20 protein-coding genes are annotated in these 17,189 nt (G+C 36.8%); 18 read left to right on the forward strand and 2 right to left on the reverse strand.

Annotated features, from left to right (window positions below):
* Nucleotides 1-17: 17 nt before the first annotated feature.
* The 16 genes from BW961_RS02910 to BW961_RS02985 all read left to right on the forward strand — a co-directional run bounded on the left by BW961_RS02910 (nucleotide 18) and on the right by BW961_RS02985 (nucleotide 14,523).
* On the forward strand, nucleotides 18-1,025 hold the full coding sequence (locus BW961_RS02910) for an HD domain-containing protein (RefSeq protein WP_068592771.1): 1,008 nt from the start codon (nucleotides 18-20) through the stop codon (nucleotides 1,023-1,025).
* A gap of 16 nt (nucleotides 1,026-1,041) precedes the next feature.
* Complete coding sequence (locus BW961_RS02915) at nucleotides 1,042-1,569, forward strand: GNAT family N-acetyltransferase (RefSeq protein WP_068592774.1); 528 nt, start codon at nucleotides 1,042-1,044, stop codon at nucleotides 1,567-1,569.
* 218 nt (nucleotides 1,570-1,787) lie between these two features.
* Nucleotides 1,788-2,720 carry a tyrosine-type recombinase/integrase gene (locus BW961_RS02920; protein WP_082867737.1) on the forward strand — a complete coding sequence of 311 codons (933 nt, stop codon included), beginning with the start codon at nucleotides 1,788-1,790 and terminating at the stop codon, nucleotides 2,718-2,720.
* A gap of 89 nt (nucleotides 2,721-2,809) precedes the next feature.
* Nucleotides 2,810-3,319, forward strand: coding sequence for a GNAT family N-acetyltransferase (locus tag BW961_RS02925; RefSeq protein WP_082867747.1), 510 nt, complete (start codon nucleotides 2,810-2,812; stop codon nucleotides 3,317-3,319).
* A gap of 226 nt (nucleotides 3,320-3,545) precedes the next feature.
* Nucleotides 3,546-4,253, forward strand: a complete 708-nt coding sequence (locus BW961_RS02930) for an SDR family NAD(P)-dependent oxidoreductase (protein ID WP_068592776.1) — start codon at nucleotides 3,546-3,548, stop codon at nucleotides 4,251-4,253.
* A 239-nt stretch (nucleotides 4,254-4,492) separates the two neighbouring features.
* Nucleotides 4,493-4,936 (forward strand): hypothetical protein, encoded by a 444-nt coding sequence (locus BW961_RS02935; protein ID WP_068592778.1) that lies wholly within the window; start codon nucleotides 4,493-4,495, stop codon nucleotides 4,934-4,936.
* A gap of 232 nt (nucleotides 4,937-5,168) precedes the next feature.
* Nucleotides 5,169-6,527, forward strand: coding sequence for a hypothetical protein (locus BW961_RS02940; protein WP_068592779.1), 1,359 nt, complete (start codon nucleotides 5,169-5,171; stop codon nucleotides 6,525-6,527).
* A gap of 239 nt (nucleotides 6,528-6,766) precedes the next feature.
* Nucleotides 6,767-7,228 carry a GNAT family N-acetyltransferase gene (locus BW961_RS02945; protein ID WP_068592781.1) on the forward strand — a complete coding sequence of 154 codons (462 nt, stop codon included), beginning with the start codon at nucleotides 6,767-6,769 and terminating at the stop codon, nucleotides 7,226-7,228.
* 256 nt (nucleotides 7,229-7,484) lie between these two features.
* The gene (locus BW961_RS02950) at nucleotides 7,485-8,804 is read left to right on the forward strand and encodes a TIR domain-containing protein (RefSeq protein ID WP_068592783.1); all 1,320 of its coding nucleotides are present in this window, start codon (nucleotides 7,485-7,487) and stop codon (nucleotides 8,802-8,804) included.
* 337 nt (nucleotides 8,805-9,141) lie between these two features.
* Complete coding sequence (locus BW961_RS02955) at nucleotides 9,142-9,783, forward strand: hypothetical protein (RefSeq protein WP_068592785.1); 642 nt, start codon at nucleotides 9,142-9,144, stop codon at nucleotides 9,781-9,783.
* Nucleotides 9,784-10,072: 289 nt separating this feature from the next.
* A complete protein-coding gene (locus BW961_RS02960) occupies nucleotides 10,073-10,402 on the forward strand; it encodes a YobA family protein (protein WP_068592787.1) in 330 nt (109 codons plus the stop codon).
* Between the two features lie 295 nt (nucleotides 10,403-10,697).
* Entirely contained in the window at nucleotides 10,698-11,804 is a 1,107-nt protein-coding gene (locus BW961_RS02965; RefSeq protein WP_394327662.1) for a DUF3626 domain-containing protein, read from the forward strand.
* Nucleotides 11,805-12,383: 579 nt separating this feature from the next.
* Nucleotides 12,384-12,665, forward strand: coding sequence for a hypothetical protein (locus BW961_RS02970; RefSeq protein ID WP_068592791.1), 282 nt, complete (start codon nucleotides 12,384-12,386; stop codon nucleotides 12,663-12,665).
* Nucleotides 12,666-13,111: 446 nt separating this feature from the next.
* Nucleotides 13,112-13,435, forward strand: coding sequence for a hypothetical protein (locus BW961_RS02975; protein ID WP_082867738.1), 324 nt, complete (start codon nucleotides 13,112-13,114; stop codon nucleotides 13,433-13,435).
* Nucleotides 13,411-13,719, forward strand: a complete 309-nt coding sequence (locus BW961_RS02980; protein WP_068592793.1) for a GNAT family N-acetyltransferase — start codon at nucleotides 13,411-13,413, stop codon at nucleotides 13,717-13,719. The genes BW961_RS02975 and BW961_RS02980 overlap by 25 nt, the downstream gene beginning before the upstream one ends.
* 297 nt (nucleotides 13,720-14,016) lie before the next feature.
* Nucleotides 14,017-14,523: a GNAT family N-acetyltransferase gene (locus tag BW961_RS02985; RefSeq protein WP_068592795.1), complete on the forward strand. Its 507-nt coding sequence runs from the start codon at nucleotides 14,017-14,019 to the stop codon at nucleotides 14,521-14,523.
* A gap of 198 nt (nucleotides 14,524-14,721) precedes the next feature.
* Here BW961_RS02985 and BW961_RS02990 read toward each other — a convergent pair whose 3' ends face one another.
* A complete protein-coding gene (locus tag BW961_RS02990; RefSeq protein ID WP_244555880.1) occupies nucleotides 14,722-15,066 on the reverse strand; it encodes a tyrosine-type recombinase/integrase in 345 nt (114 codons plus the stop codon).
* A 381-nt stretch (nucleotides 15,067-15,447) separates the two neighbouring features.
* On the opposite strand from BW961_RS02990, the gene BW961_RS31840 reads away from it, so the two are divergent.
* Nucleotides 15,448-15,603 (forward strand): hypothetical protein, encoded by a 156-nt coding sequence (locus BW961_RS31840; RefSeq protein ID WP_394327663.1) that lies wholly within the window; start codon nucleotides 15,448-15,450, stop codon nucleotides 15,601-15,603.
* Between the two features lie 242 nt (nucleotides 15,604-15,845).
* Here the strand turns inward: BW961_RS31840 and BW961_RS03000 are convergent, their stop codons facing one another.
* A complete protein-coding gene (locus tag BW961_RS03000; protein WP_068592800.1) occupies nucleotides 15,846-16,061 on the reverse strand; it encodes a DUF6199 family natural product biosynthesis protein in 216 nt (71 codons plus the stop codon).
* Nucleotides 16,062-16,250: 189 nt separating this feature from the next.
* Here BW961_RS03000 and BW961_RS03005 point away from each other — a divergent pair, with 189 nt between their 5' ends.
* On the forward strand, nucleotides 16,251-17,048 hold the full coding sequence (locus tag BW961_RS03005; RefSeq protein WP_082867739.1) for a DNA cytosine methyltransferase: 798 nt from the start codon (nucleotides 16,251-16,253) through the stop codon (nucleotides 17,046-17,048).
* The last annotated feature ends 141 nt before the right edge of the window (nucleotides 17,049-17,189 follow it).

The following is a 17,189-nucleotide window of genomic DNA, read 5'->3' on the forward strand; positions in this document are numbered from 1 at the left end:
TATCGGAGGGGAAAAGGTTGAGTGAATTAAATACTAGATATATTGCACAATTAATGGGTGGTCATGAATTATGGGAGCCATTATGGGGACTTACTACAAGCTTAACAAAAATAGAATCTTGCTTGCTTAAATCTTCACCTGTCCGGAGGCTACAATTTATTCATCATAGTGGTTCTAGCTACATTAACACACACCATGTGGCAACTCGACTTCAACATACGATAGGGGTATTCTCATTAGTTGCTTATTATTGTCCTGATTGGTATGAACTAAGGGTTGCGGCGCTATTACATGACATTGGGCATTGTCCGTTCAGCCATGTTCTTGAGCAGATTGAAGGTTGTGACCATCATAAACGAACTTATGAGTTATTATACTCTTCAGAGATAAGCGGAATTCTTATTAAATATGGCTTTGACCCTCGTGTAATCCTAGATTTAATAGAGGGAAATATAACGAGCCCCTTACGGAATAAGGATAATAAAATCCACTTGGATCATCTTGATTCATGGGTTAGGAGTGCGCAAATAACAGGGCTCCTTAAGTCGTCAACCGAGTTATTAGCCAGACTTGAACTAGACGGGAATTATATCTCAACGGATGCGGAAACTGCTGAAACATTATTGCAATTTATTATTTCAGAAGCCAAATTTCATTGTTCCGGAGAGAACATGGGTCCAAGTGCCATTCTGAAGTATTTAGTTACTCAACTGATTAAAGAAAATATGGTGTCAGTTGAGTCTATTAGTGAAATGACGGATGCTAGTCTTGAATCTTTATTACTACGTTGTGAATTGACACAAGAGGAAGCTAGGCGTTTGTTTTACAGTCCACATGAAATAATAGTTACGCGTACACAACCCAAGGTTTCTTCAAATCCACACGTAGTAGCTCTTAATAAACTGTATCTCTCAGAGCCATTGATCACGAATGAAAGAGTGCCAGTAAATGCCCTACCTTCGTATTCGATACTAGAAGAATTAAGTTCAGTATTGGGGACGTATTTTGTATATTGGGATGAATGAATAGTGGAGGTTAATTATGATTACATATCAAATAATGACTCAAGAGCAAGTAAATAAACTTAGGGAGATCGACCGATCCGAACACATTGATCTCATATATGAACTACAGAATGGCCAAATCGTTGAAATTATCAAGAACCATGAATGCCCCAATTGGGATGAAGAGTTGATCGAGGAAATACAAGAACGATATTTGTGTGAATTACGTAACGGAGGATTGTCCATCGGAGCATTTGACGGGGACACATTAGCTGGATTCGGAGTTCTTGCTCACCAATTCAGAGGGCCTAATCAAGATCAATTGCAGATCGATTTAATGTATGTCTCTAACAACTATAGAAGACAAGGGATTGGAACCCAGATATTAAATGAGTTAAAAGAAGGAGCAAGAAACAGGGGAGCTAAGTATCTGTATATTTCTTCGACGGAGACAAGGTCGGCGGTATCATTTTATAAGAGTCATGGAAGTCAGATTACAGAAGATACAGATATAGAACTATTTAATAAAGAACCATTAGATATTCATATGATTAATGAGTTGTAATGTGGGAGTTATTCAAGAAGTGGTATCGCGTTGTTATGAAATAATACCTGAAAGTATCGGGACAGTCACGCCAATTTGGGTGCTGTCTTTTTTGTTGTTAAATAGAAACTTGAGTCTCCAGTCGACGAAGATGTTCGCGTGACACTTTCATGTGCAGATCGGATAGAGGTCTGGGAGGGCAGGGATTATAGGTTGAATATTGAATTAATACTAGGAGTATGAATGAAGTGATCTTTGTTACTCAAAGTCAGGATTTGTTACTTAGCATTACAACAAAGGGCTACCAAGCCAATGTACGAACAACGAATCTGATGACTCTTAAAGGATTCAGTCCAAAGACGAAAAAGGCTTATGAAGGACATATCCGACGTTTCTGTCAAAGTCATTCTGAAGTTATTCTGGAATTAAATGAAAGCCATGTGCACTCGTATGTATTAGGTTTGTTCGATCAGAAATGCTCATATTCGTATATCAATCAAGCTTTGAGTGCTTTGAAATTTTTTCTTGGGAAGGTCTGTAATCGTCCAGAATTGGTGCGACAGCTTCCTAGACCTAAGAAAGAAAAAAAGCTTCCAGCTGTTTTATCGGTGAATGAGGTGCTACGTATTTTCGCAGAATTACATAACATTAAGCATAAGACAATTGTGATGTTAACCTATTCTTCTGGTCTTCGAATTGGGGAAGTGGTGCGTCTTAAATTGCATGATTTAGATTATGAACGATTCTTAGTCCATGTCCGGCAAGGAAAAGGGATGAAGGATCGGGTCACGGTATTGTCGAGATCTGCTTATGAGATGGTGTGCATTTATGTGAAAAGAGAAACTCCATTGGATTGGTTATTTCCTGGTGCGGATCGTGATCGACATATTACAGAAAGAACGATTCAACGCGTGTTTGAATCTGCACGTGATGCAGCAGGTATTCGCAAACCAGCAACTGTTCATACGTTACGCCATTCTTTCGCTACACATTTACTTGAAGGTGGTACGGATCTACGATACATCCAAGAACTTCTCGGGCACGAAAGCATCAAAACCACACAAATCTATACCCATGTCAGCATCAAGGATGCAAGAAAGGTCATCAGTCCTTTAGATCAAATTGTTCTGAGCCGAGGCAACGATACGTTTAACAGAGATCCCTCAGAATAGAGAGGGTTAAACGACATGTGTCGCAGATTTTACGTTATGAGAAATCCCCGCTAAACAAGAAAATCATGATAAAGAAAGTGAGATCAAATATGAACATATCAATTCGACAAGTAACTGAAAATGATCCGAGAATTATTTCGGATGCTTTTAAAGAACAATGTTGGGACAAACCTATTTCTCTTTATGAGAGATATATTATTGAACAGAACAACGGGGAAAGAGTGACATTGATTGCCGAAGTAAATGGACAATTTGTTGGGTATGTAAATGTAATTTGGAAATCGTATTATCCTGCATTTAGGGAGAAAAATATACCAGAAGTTAATGACTTTAACGTTTTATTAAAGTATAGAAGATTAGGTATTGGCTCTAAATTGATGGATCGCGCCGAAGAAATAATAAGCGAAAGATCATCAGTTGCTGGAATCGGAGTAGGAGTGTTTTCTGATTATGGTAATGCTCAAGTGCTATATGTAAAGCGTGGTTATGTCCCAGATGGTAAAGGGATACATAATGGACAGCATTATGTTGAATATGGGGAAACTGTTGTAATAGATCATGATATTGTTCTCTACTTAACAAAGAAATTACAGAATTAGAACTTGAAAGTGATTCGCTGAAGGCGGTGACATCTCATAACATCACATTCCTACTGCGGGCATTCACCCTTGATCGCCAAGAGGGATATCCGAGAAGTAAAAGCAGGCGATACATTCAACCAGCTAAGTCTGACGACCCGTTCCCTTCGGTCACTTAAGCTGCTTGAACGTCAGGAATGCCAAACGTTATATGAAAGAGTTGCTAAACTTTTCGGGAGGGAATTCGATGGAGAATGTATTAATAACTGGTGCCAATCGAGGATTAGGCCTCGAATTGCAAAAAGTATTTTATTCAAGTTCATTTAACACTTTTCCGGTAGTTAGAACCGAAGCAGCAGCAGAACAATTAAGAGTTCAATTTCCTTTAAGGTGCTATCCAATAGTAGCAGATTTAACTAGTGATGATTCAATTGAAAGAATAAGGATGATTTTAGACAATACCGCTCATTCTCTTGATATTGTGATTAATAATGCAGGCATATCGGGAACTGAATACTTAATAGAAACTGTAAGAACAGAAGAGGTAAACAATCTATTTAATATTCATTGTTTAGGAGCAATCAGAACAGTTCAAGCAAGTATTCCACATTTGAGAAAATCAAATAATCCAAGGATAATTAATGTCTCATCAAGATTAGGTTCATTAACTCGTATGGCAACCGGAGAATTTAAAGATCGAGGATTTTCATATTCATATAGGATGGCTAAGGCAGCCCAGAATATGTTTACGATATGTCTAGGTCAAGAATTGAAGAAAGATAACATAACTGTATGTGCTATTCATCCAGGACAGTTATTAACTAGAGGTCGATCAACTGACGCAAATACCGATCCGGCCAGTGCTGCAGAGAATATTTATAAATGGATAAGAGAAATTGACATTAATAGTTCAGGAGTTTTTGTACAGCCGTTAGTTCAGAATATGTCTTGGTAGTAATTCAATGATGGCAACTCCTTCATATAACATCATATTCACGCTTCGGTCCTGACGGCCCTCGGTCCGCGAGAAGCGATCGGCAGGGAAGAGGGTTCAGCGGACACATCCGCACCGACTAACTGCGCAAGCGCAGCCGGCTCCTGGCGGAGCCTTAAGTCGGTGGGACGTCGTGAATACAGTAACGTTATAGGAAACTCCTGTAAATCAGAATAAACCTTTGAGAGGGAGTAATCTTGGTGAGATTAAAATACTTTCAGAGAAAAAAAGCACAAAAACAAATAAAATTAATACAGGAAGAACTAGTTTTCTACGAGCCATTCTATCAATCAATCACTCAAGATGATAATTGGTTTATAGATAATTGGAATTACCTACAAAGTATCACAAAAGAACATGATGGAACTGATGGGCTAGAAGAAAAATATCTTTTAGGCTTATTTTTGGAATTAAGAAACCAATTAACTGAACTAACGAGAATAGTCGATAATTACAGAGGAAACATTGATATTAGCTTTTTCAAGGACTATATAGATCAAATTAACAAAAGAATAACAACTAAGGATAATAAAGAAGAAATTATGATAATGATGTTTTTTTATTCAGAGATGTATGAGGGAGCTAAAAGATATGAAAGATTAAAAGGAAAAGAAAAATCTAATAAAGAGATATTGTTAATGTGAATTCAAGAAGTCAGGAGCATCCTATAACAATGCATTTCTGTATCGTCGCTAACGCTTCTCAGTCGCTTGAGGAGTTTCAAGGAGTAGACTCAGGCGACACATCCAACCGGCTAAGTGGCAGAGCCACCCGGACCTAAGGTCCTTAATCCGTTCGAACGTCAGAAATGCGCAACGTTATATGCAATAGCTGTAAAGACAAAAAAATAAATTTACATTAAGTTGGAGAGATTGTATGTATAATGAAAATCCTTTTGATAGGGATATGTCAGATATTATTAAGCCAGTTATTTCAATATTTATTCATTCTAACAAGTTAAAAGCTGATATTCTCGTAGAGGAGAGCAATGTTTCGAAAATACTCAAACTAGGTATTTTTCCATTCATTAATGTTGTATGTTCTCCTACAGAAGATACTATTTTGGTTGAAAAGTTACAGGAGTATCAGGGTGTGAAATTAACTGAGTATAGTTACTGCGATAACGAAAAAAAGAATTTCTTTACATTAAAGTCAGAAAATTTTGAAAAGATTGTCTTGTTTGGTGAAGAAGACAAGAAAAATATTAAATATAAAAACAGTGATATAAGTTTATTAGATATATTTGCCGCAGAAGAGTTCGATTATTTTGTTATCAATGATGAAAATCCGATTTTGAATGATGATATTAAAAGTCAGAAAAATTTAGTTAGTCCCAAATATGGAATGGAATTAATCAGGTTGTTACTAGTAAATAATAAATTATTCTTCGTAGGCAAAAATTTCACTGTAAATGAGGGGTATTATTATCTCTACCGGTTTAAAACTCTTTTTAAGAAATATCAATATGCCTGGAGTGTTGTTGTTTCTGCAAATTCTGTAATAAGTGATGACTTCTTTGAACAATTCAGTAGTCTTTCACAAAGGCTTGAATTCCTATGTAGAACTTATGATAATCTATCATTTCATGATCTAAAAAAAGCAAATAATGATACTCAGAAAAATACGTTATATCATTTTGCTTATTTCATAATGCTGGTTACTGGTATATTTGATGACCTTGCCTGGATAATAAAACATCTTTACGAATTAAATCTTTCGAAAATGGAAATAGGAATAAAAATACCTGAAAACAAAGAATCAACAAAATTTTTAAATAATCTGAAGTTAGTCAACATGCCAATATATGACTATCTCACGGATGTGGATACAAGGAACTTGATTCAACTATTTTATCCTTTAAGAGATACATTGCAACATCGAAGTTTCCTTAGTGGTGTAAGAGTGAAAAATAATAGTAAAAATATTGATAAGAACCTTTTTGCTGTTCCTCAAAAAACAGTTGAGTTGATAAAAAATAGTTCAGTAACAATTGATGACTTTGGAATAGTTGAGAATATTGGAGATAGTTATTACTTAGATGCACATTTATTTTCCTATAAAGCAATTCAAGTAGTTGCAGATATCGTTAATACCAATCTGTCCCTAATTGATCTGGAGAGGATATTAGCTTTATTAGATGAAGCTAGTATACTGTCACTTGAACAATCAAATAAAGATTATGAAAATGGGCTTGGGGCATATTTAGGTTGGGGTTCTGAACCTGTCTACTTCTGAAAAATCAAAGATAATGGAAGTTAATTCGAAGATGGCAGCTACAGCATATAACACCGCATTCCTACTGCGGGCATTCGCCCTTGATCGCTTCAGGGAGATTAATCAGGCGATACATTCAACCAGCGAAGTCTGACGACCCGTTCCCTGCGGTCACTTAAGCTGCTTGAACGTCAGGAATGCGCAACGTTAGCTGAAATCAACGAAAAAATTGTGATGGAAAATCGAAAGGAATATAAAAAATGAATCTAATCCGCATAGAATCAATTGATAAACATAATTGGGAAGAAGCTCTCTCAATATCTTTACATAAATCACAAGAAAAGTTTGTGTCTCCTATTATCGAATCATTAGCATGGGCCTATATAAAACCATGGGATGAGGCATTTGATCCATATATTTTGTGCAAGGATGATAAAACATTCGGACATTTTTTTCTTTCCTATACACCTAATAGTACGAATAATTACTGGATCGGTGGTTTTCAAATTGACAAGGAATATCAAGGAATGGGACTCGGAACACAATCTCTTAAAAGAATAGTAGAATTCATTCAAGAAACGCACAGACAATGCGAAGTAATATCTCTAACAATCGAAAAAAGTAATAATCATGCTAGAAAGCTATACGAGAACTTCGGATTTGTTAATCAAGATAACGAGAATCAATATGGTGAGATTATTTATAAGCTAAAGTTTAAATAAATTATACAGAAACTTGTGCTAGGTTACTCGAAGAGGTCGTAGACATCATCTAACATTACATTCCTGCATCGTCGCTAACGCTTCCTCGGTCACCGGGAGGATTTTCGGAGAAGTAAATCAGGCGACACATCCAACCGGCTAAGTGGCGAAGCCACCCGGACCTATGGTCCTTAAGCTGTTTGGACGTCGGTAATGCGCGAACGTTATATACAATAAGTGCAATACATAAACAAATAAAAGAAGAGAAGGTGCAAAGATGAAGATTTTTATTAGCTATAGTCATGAAGATATAGGCATAGCTGAAAAAATAGTAAATCATTTAAAACAGGCTGGTCATGATATTTGGATTGACAAATGGAAAATTGAAGTCGGAGATAACATTATTAATAAAATTAATGAAGGGATTAATAATGCGGATGCAATAATTATTATTTTTAGCAAGAACTCTCTTAATTCAAAATGGGTGTTAAGAGAGTTCTCTGCTATGGTTCTTGGTGATATATCTAGAGAAAGCAGGAAAGTTATCCCGATACTCATAGATAAAGTTAGTGTGCCAAGCTATCTCTCTAATTATCAATATCTCGATTTATCTAGTAATTTTGAAGATAATATAAACAATTTAATAAATGCATTATCTGGGAACGTTGTACATCAACACGAGGAATTTCTCAATGAATTATCATATGATAAAGACTTAATTTCATTAGAAAAGGCATTATCTGAAGGACGACTTACATTAGTATGTGGCGCGGGTGTTTCAATAAGTGCTGGCATACCTACTTGGAATGAACTATTAAACAAACTATTAGAAACTATGATGAAAAGAATTTCAAATAATCATAACATTACTATAAATTTTGAAAATACTAGTGATTTTAATAGTAGGTACTCAAACTTAATAATAGGAAAATATTTAAAAAACAACTTAGGTAAAGAATTTCAAAATGAAGTTAGAAACGCACTTTATTCAGGAAGTTTAGGTTCTAATAGAATTATTGAGTCAATAACCAATATATCACGGCCTCAAAGAGATAGAAAACCACTTGATTCTATTATTACTTTTAATTTTGATTCGCTCATTGAAGAGTACTTAAGTAGTAATTCAGTTAAAAATAGATCTATCTATTGCGAAGGTATTAAACATAAATCGGATGAGATTCCAATATATCATGTTCATGGATTTTTACCAAGATTAGGTGACATTCCAATTGAATCTAATATAGTATTCAGTGAAGATTCATACCACAGCCAATTTATCGAACCATTCAGTTGGTCGAATTTAATACAACTAAATAAACTCAGTCAAAATACCTGCTTATTCATAGGATTGAGTTTGACAGATCCCAATTTACGCCGTCTTTTAGATGTCTCTATTAGAAAAAATCCTGACAAAAATTTAAATCATTATATAATTAAAAAAATACCAATAACCATTGAAAATGGTAGAGAATCAATAGATAAGCTGGCCTACTTATTGGAAGAACAGGATGCAAACGAGCTTGGACTTAACGTTATTTGGATAAGGTCTTTTGAGGAAATCTCAACTTTTTTGAATAAAATTAACAATATCTATTGAGGGTATCACGGAGTAGGCACTTACTGCATATAACAATATATTTCTGCATCGTCGCTACCGCTCCTTGGTCGCCAAGAGGAATTATCTGAGAAGTAGAATCAGGCCACACATCCAACCGGCTAAGTGGCGATGCCACCCGGACCTACTGGTCCATAAGCCGCTTGAACGTCAGAAATACGCAAAGTTAGGTGAAATTAACGCGCATATTAACGAATACAGCAATAAACATTATTTTGAAAGCAACTCGACTTAAATGGACAGTTCACACAGTTATTACGCTCAAGGGCGCAGGAACATAACTGTGATAGACGTTATTTATATTTTTGGAGGAGATAAAATGCAAACAATTGAAAACAACTACAATCTATTATTAAAAAATGTGAAATATAAAATTGAACATCTAGATTCCGAACTGGATTCGATTACAGATGTTATTCCAGTTGAAGTTGAAATAGATTGGGGAAAAAGTACAGTAAGAAATACATATTTCATACCTGAATCTGAAGAAGAGTATAAGGAAATTGAAGGATATATTATCTCATTTATAGAGTTACTAAATAAAACTTTATCTGAAGAGTATACTCATATATACACATTTATTGAATCTAGTACGAATTTTACTATTGATGAACTACAGATGACTAGAATTTACAAGAAATACAAAAAAAATAATCGTAATAACAAGTCGGAATTTTCTTGTATGATTAACTTCATCGATGGAAATATTTATAAATTTGATCAAAATGATTACTTATTATTTGATTTTATTGATAGCTATATCAGAGAATCTAGAAATGATGTGGTGCATAAATTTCACAAGAGTAAAGAAAAAGAAATAATTAGTGAAATACTCCCTGATAATGAAAACGTGGATGGAAGACTTAGAACGGCGTATGCCTATTTCTTAGAGACTATAAATTGTTTATATGAAGTGGCACATTACTATAAATTAATAATTTCAAAAGCAAAATCAAAGTAGTCATAAAATATGAATAGAAAACGTTAAATGAAATTACCAGTATTAATGATATTAAACATTGCATTGGAAGCAATTCGAAGAAGGCGGTAACATCACCTAACAAAGCATTCCTACTGCGGGCATACGCCCTTGATCGCCAAGGGAGATTTCAGAGAAGTTAATTCAGGCGACACATTCAATCGGCTAAGTCTGACGACCCGGTGCTACGCACCTTAAGCCGCTCGAACGTCAGGAATGCGGGAACGTTATGTGAAACCTATGCTATGTAAATTCTCAAGGGAGTGACGCAATGAAGATAATTAAGGTATTGGCTATGATGGTGATGTTACTTGCTGGTTGCAGTTCCAAGGAAGGGTCTACAATAAGCCGGTCTCCAAATGAAGGTGGAGGATTTATTATAGAAGTAACAGAAAATCGTATTTTAGTGGTTGACAAGAAATATATGAACAAGACTTGGAAGGATATTATGGGTGAGTATGTCGGAGAAGCAATATGGTTAAGAACCAATACAAGAAATTTAAAACCTGGTCAAAAAATACATTACAAAATTAAGGGTGGAATCGACGAAGCATACCCCTCACAAGCGGATGCCAAAGAAATAAAGATAGTAAAGGAATAATATTTGGAGGTGTTTCAACGAGGGCATAGGAATCACATAACAACGTTTTTCAGCATCGTCGCTACCGCTCCTTGGTCGCCAAGAGGAGTTTTTGGAGAAGTGGATTCAGGCGACACATCCAACTGGCTAAGTGGCGAAGCCACCCGGACCTACGGTCCTTAAGCCGTTTGGACGTCTGAAATACGCAACGTTATCGGAAATCAATGCAATTCAAAATCTATTCAAAAACTATATTAAAACAATACTATTATAAGGTAGATTGAAATCTTAATTTTAGAAAAGGTTGGTGTTGCTTGTGTCGAACTACAGACAAATTACAAGATCTCAGAACGCAGCAATTGAGTACATACGTAATTGCGCAAGATCCCAAAAAAAAGGAGCTCAAGCATCACTCAAAGAAATTTTTCAGTTATCAAATATTCCTTGGAATACCTTTGAAGAAGCAGTTCATAAGCTTCGATCAAATGCAAGGGTGGCTTTACATTTTCATCCTGATCGTCCGGTTGTAGATATGAAAAGTGTGGCTCAATCATTATTTGAGCAAGGGATCTATAAAAGTCAGTTCGAGACTCTCATATCCAATGGCAGCGTATCGGCTTACCTAGGTGGTGCACGGGATCTTTGGGAGAAAAAACTATTTGGCGGAGCTTATCAGTTGGAGGGTGTAACCAACTGTGAACGGCCAAAGTACGGGGCTCTTGATTTGTTGTTGCATCCGGATGGGCCGTCTCCACGATTCGGATCTTGTTATTTTCTTTTAAGACCGAATGTTTCACATCGCTGTACGTTCACTTACGGTGGCTCTCAAGATAATCCTAAGGAAAAGGGTACATATGAGGAATTAGACGATATTTTATCTGCGCTTTTTACGGATGCTTTCTTTCGGGATTATGCTATTGGAGAAAAAGATCTTACAACTAGAAAATTGATAGAGCAGCTATTGTATAATCTTGAACGTCCGTTAAAGGATCCGTCAAAACTGCCCCCCCATCGGAATCTTAACCATTTTATCGAAACTCAAGTTCATGGAGATATATTTCTTAAAGATGATGTGGAAATTTTAGTTGCTGATCCATCGTTCAAACGAACAGATATAGGGAATTACTTAGAGCAAATCAGCATCAAATATTCTATTGAACTATTTTGGCATATGGGGTTTGCAATGCGTTCAGAGGAAGTGCCATCTGATTTTAGGGGTCCAACCATGCCCTCATTAGCCAAGCGAATTGCAAGGAATGGTAACATCGACGCAAGTGTGATCGGGAATGCTGTCAACGATTTGAAACGCAATCCTGATCTCTGGTTTGACAGGGGTAACTATGAAGAAGTGCTTCAGGAATTAAAATATATGTGGCATGTACTCGTTCGATATGGTATTTCGATTGATGATCGGAGCAACTGATTTTAACCGGAAATACTGGTTGACTCTGTGAACGCATTGACTTCAGATAACACAGCATGCACGCTGCGTGGCTTCCGCCCCTTGGTTGTCAGATGTATAATCATAGAAGTAGTTCAGACAACACACGACCCGGCCTAAGATAGGAGCTATCTAAGGCCGGGTCGCGTCGTGAATGCAACAACGTTATACGTAACCCCTTTGAGAATTGTTAAACTGATAAGACCAATAAACCTTCAATAACGGTGAAACGATTAATTATATAAATTATTACTGATGGGTAGACATATAAGACATAAATCAATTTAAAGGATATGGTTGCATTTACGAAGAAGAAGTTGAAATCGTAGGACAAATGGATAGTAGATGAGGTAACTTTCCCGGAAACGGATTGATAGATCCGAGAGACACAAACATATAAAGACATATTAAATACATATTAAATACATTGGCTATGTTAATACTCATTGTTGATGGACATTCGTTCTATAATAGTGTTAAGAATGCTTGTTCGAAGTTTATAAAACGTATAGAAATATCACAGAAATCTTTAGAGGAAGTTTCAGGGAGGATGGTGTATTTATGAATCATTTTAAATATTTTCTTTTTCAATTTGGACAATACAGTGTAATCATCAGTTTATTTGTTTTTCTTAGTAAATATATTGGTAAGCCATTTACTTATGTTGACGTACTAACGGGAGTATTATTTGTTGCAATCGTTGTTATTCTAGATACATTTACAAGTAAGCTCAGAGCTAACTTACTTCCTATTCAATTCATGCAGAGATTTTCTCTTTCTTTAATTTCCTTTATTTTGGTATTTATATGTATAGGGTTTGTAATAGGAGAAATACAAGTGTAGATTTAATTAGCTTGAGTAAATTAGTCTTATTTAACATAAGGGGGGTTCTTTAAAGATTTACTCTCCAAAATAAACGAAATAGAGTCGATCCTACAGCTTAGTAGAGCCAACTCAATTTTTATTTTCCGACTAAATCAACATTAAAATTTAACCTAGCCAGTACATAAACAAACAAGACAGCTATGTGAGTGTTATCGAAGAAGAAGGGGCAGCGTATAACAATGTTTTTCAGCATCGTCGCTGACGCTCCTTGGTCGCCAAGAGGAATTTCGGGGAAGTGGAATCAGGCGACACATCCAACCAGCTAAGTGGCGAAGGCACCCGGACCTGCGGTCCTTAAGCTGTTTGGACGTCACAAATACGCAACGTTACCTGAAAGATACGAAATGATAATGTAAAGACAGCAAACCAGTGCATTTTAAAACCGAGAAGTATTAACAAAGTGGGTGAATACTATAGAAAAGTGGAAGAAGTTAATAGATATACTTTTAGACTTTACTGCTTCGGATGCAGAGAGAGATGACGCCGCTATGGACTTAAGTAATTACTCTAATGATGAGGTGATTTCATCATTACTCGAAATGGCAAGAGACGATAAGGTTGATGATATGACTAGAGCAAGCTGTGGAGAATCACTAGCAATAATATTAATTGACACTAATACATTTAGTACAGAGATACATGATTCACTTGAAGGGATATCAAAGACTGAATTCATAAAAATTATCAAGCATAATAAGAGAGAATGGATAGACAAAATAGATCATTAGAAGTATATAAATCACAAGAGAATGTGAGTATATACGGATTATTTAATAAAGAGAATAATGAACTTATCGGGACATGCGGTTTTCAATGCTGGTCAACAGAGAATCAAGAAACAAAAGCTGAAATAGGTTTTGATTTGTCCCCGAATTACTGGGGAAGAGGACTGATGCAGGAAGTTTTGATGAAGATAACACGAATCGGATTTGACTTTATGAAGCTAGATTATATTGAATCGACAACGGATGTCGGAAATCTCCAGTCGCAGAGGCTTTTAAAGAAGAGATAGGATTTAATCAAGAGAGTGAATTAAAGGACAACTTAGTGTATTTTACATTGGGGGATAAAAAAACAGTTTGTGAGTAATTCAAGAAGACGGTAACTCCGCGTAACAGCGTATCTATGCTGCGGGCTTTGCCCTTGGTTCGCATGAAGTGGTAAACAGAGGAGTTGAATCAGCGAATAACCTTGCGAAGCCACCTAGTCGCTAAAGCTCCTTTAAGCCTCTCGGGTTCGTAGATACAAGAACGTTAGGCGAAACCGCTGAAGAGCAAATACCATATAACGAAAGAAGGATAACAACAACATGATCACAATTAGATTTGTTTCAAGAGAGGATATTCCGCATGTTCAATCAATAGCTCATGAAACATGGATTTATACTTATGAAGGCATTTACTCAAAAGATTTCATTCATAATTTTCTAAGTAGGGCTTATTCTAATGAGAATTTAGGACGATCTGTAGAGAGAGAGCTTCAAAGTCTCAGACGGAAATTTTTGATTGCTGAATTTAATAACGAAGTCGTTGGATATGCTCAAACAAGTCAAGTGAATGCAGAAGAATATGAATTACTAAGAATCTATGTACGACCTGAATATCATAAAATGGGAATAGGAAAAAGCTTCATTCAGGAATATATTCAAGTTTTAAAGCCAATAAAGAAACTGTTTGCTTGGGTAGCGAAAGAGAATCACAAAGGAAGAGTGTTTTATGAGAAGAGTGGATTTAAAGAAGTAGAAGAAATGATCGAAGCAATAGAAGGGCAGAGTAAAACTCAAATTAAATATGAATTGGAAATTACAAATGAATAGAGTGTAAGCAGTTCAACGCGGCATCGCCTAACACCATATTCACGCTTCGGGCATGCGCCCTCGGTCCGGCCTGAGGTAGAAGAGACGTGGGTGAATTCAGCCGGACACATCCATTCCCCTAAGATAAGAGCTATCTAAGGTGAATCTCTTGATGCTACAGGGTTTACAAGGGGCGTTGCCCACAACTTGCCCACATACTCAATATAAATCTCCAATTAAAGCATCCAACTTGTCTACGTTTGCTCTACGTCTTGCCTCTGTTACGTGTAGGTAGACGCGCTTAGTCATTTTATCTGTTGTATGCCCCAACTGCTTGCTTATGTCATCCAGTGTCACATTTGCCTCAGCAGACAAGCTCGTATAGGTATGGCGCAAACCATGCGCGGTTATATATTTACTTGGTAACCCTACATCTTCTAAAACTTTTACTAACATCTCATTTACTGTTGAAGGCCTTAACGGATAGCCAGGTAACTGATCAGTATGCATTACAAATATAAAATCCCTGCCGTCTTTATTTTTGTGGTATTTTGGTCCAATCATTAAACGGAAGCTTTTTAGATCTTTTATTTGTGCGTCGATAACCGCTGCGCCTCTGGCGCTAATGTCTATTGCCCGTCGGGATCCTTTGTTTTTTGGAGGACCAATTTGATAGTTTCGTAGTCCGTCTTTGTCATACAAAGTAGCACTTAGCTGCGGCTAAGCAAAGAGCAGAACAAGCCGTTTTTCCTAGGGAATCTTTTGCCTGGAGACAGTTTACCCGCGTATTATTAATTATGGCTTATAACTTTCATTTCCTTAGCGGGCTGCTAATAAGCTTATATCATTCAATGTTAACCAGAGTCGTGTAGGAACTTCATCTATTATAGCGTATAATCTTCGCTTGGCTCTTCTATAGCTGCGTTAGAAAGACGTTGCCTTTTAATCTCAAAGAGATACCCCCTAGAACAAGCAGAGAAATTTGTTCCTTCTAAAAGTACAATTCCGATCTTTTCAGAAATATTACTAGAAGCAAGCAATGAAGGACTATCTATTACCGGAGAGGCACTTATCGATATAGATTATCTTCCTCTGGAATAGGTTGTTACTTTCGGGATCTGTATGCCCAAAAATAGAACTGGTGTACCCATTAATGCAATGAAAGAAGATCAAATCTATTTAATTCCAATAAAACCATCGGAATTTATAACCTGAGTAAAAAAATAAAATTATCCATCCCAACATAATTAATTGGCGTAATACTCGTGGGATAAGAAAATACTCGGAATATAGCTTGGTTAGTATGTTTGTCAACGAGGTGCCTCCTAGAAACTATTAATTAATTAAATAAAGAGATGCTGAGTGCCGAACAGGATAATCATTGCACCCATTCCTATAGTTATTGTGCCAACCAATTTTAAATACCATACCCACAAATCGCTAGGTTCACGGTCGTCAAACAGGTTCCTGAACCACCATGAATAGGGATTTTTAATAGCATAAATACCAAAAGCAATTACTGCACTACCAAACAACAGTAAAAAGATGAACATGAACATTAGATCAACTCCTTTGTAGATAAAACGTATCACTATTTTTTGCGGCGCTGAATAAAGAATATCCTTAAAGCTATTAATGTGGGAACTACAATAATTGGCCAGATAGCATTAAGCATAAAAATCAACTCCTTTGTAGATAAGACGCAAAAATTACAAAGAAGTTCCAGAGGAAGGGAGACAGACACACATATGAACCACTTAAGCCTATTTAGCGGAATTGGCGGTGATAGTTTAGCTGCTGAGTGGGCCGGAATGAAAACAGTAGCCTTTTGTGAACGTGAACCATTTCCTCAGAAGGTACTGCGGAAGCACTGGCCTGATGTACCAATATATGACGATGTATGCACATTATCAGCAGATCGATTAAAGGAGGATGGAATCATTGGTCCAGGTAGAACAATTGACATTCTTTCAGGAGGATTTCCTTGTCAGCCATTCAGCATCGCGGGTCAAAAAAAAGGGAGAGATGACGACCGAGACCTCTGGCCAGAAATGTTTAGAATCATACAAGAAATCAGGCCAACTTGGGTAGTTGGTGAAAATGTTGCTAACTTCGTCAATATGGAACTCGAGCGAACGCTTATTGACTTGGAAAGTGAAGGATACGAAACACAAACGTTTATTATTCCGGCTTGTGGTGTCGATGCGAAACATCAACGATACAGAACTTTTGTTGTGGCCCACACCGACAGCAACGAACAATGGCCCTGGGATGGACTTCAACAATCCAAGAGGGATACAGCAAGGAAATGCGTTAGCTACGGCGGCGCTGTGGAAAGAGTTAGGGTATTGGCCGACTCCTACAGCAAGGGACTACAAGGAGCGAGGAAACCAGAGACCTTGGCTGCGAAGGGAAGAAACAGATCAAACAGTTTACCGGATGCGATACGAGCAGAACAACCTGGGCAATTGAACCCAACGTGGGTCGAGTGGCTCATGGGGTTTCCAACAGGATGGACCGACTTAAATCACTCGGAAACGCTGTAGTTCTTCAACAAATATACCCGATTTTTTTATCTATTAAAGAAATAAACGATAGGTTACACCCTGTATTGAATATATAAGCACTCCAATAAAAAAAAGTCCCACTTATGGAGCAAATGAAACATTCAAGAAAATATATCTAAT

It is taken from the genome of Paenibacillus macquariensis, from assembly GCF_900156375.1.
Classification (GTDB): domain Bacteria; phylum Bacillota; class Bacilli; order Paenibacillales; family Paenibacillaceae; genus Paenibacillus_AQ; species Paenibacillus_AQ macquariensis.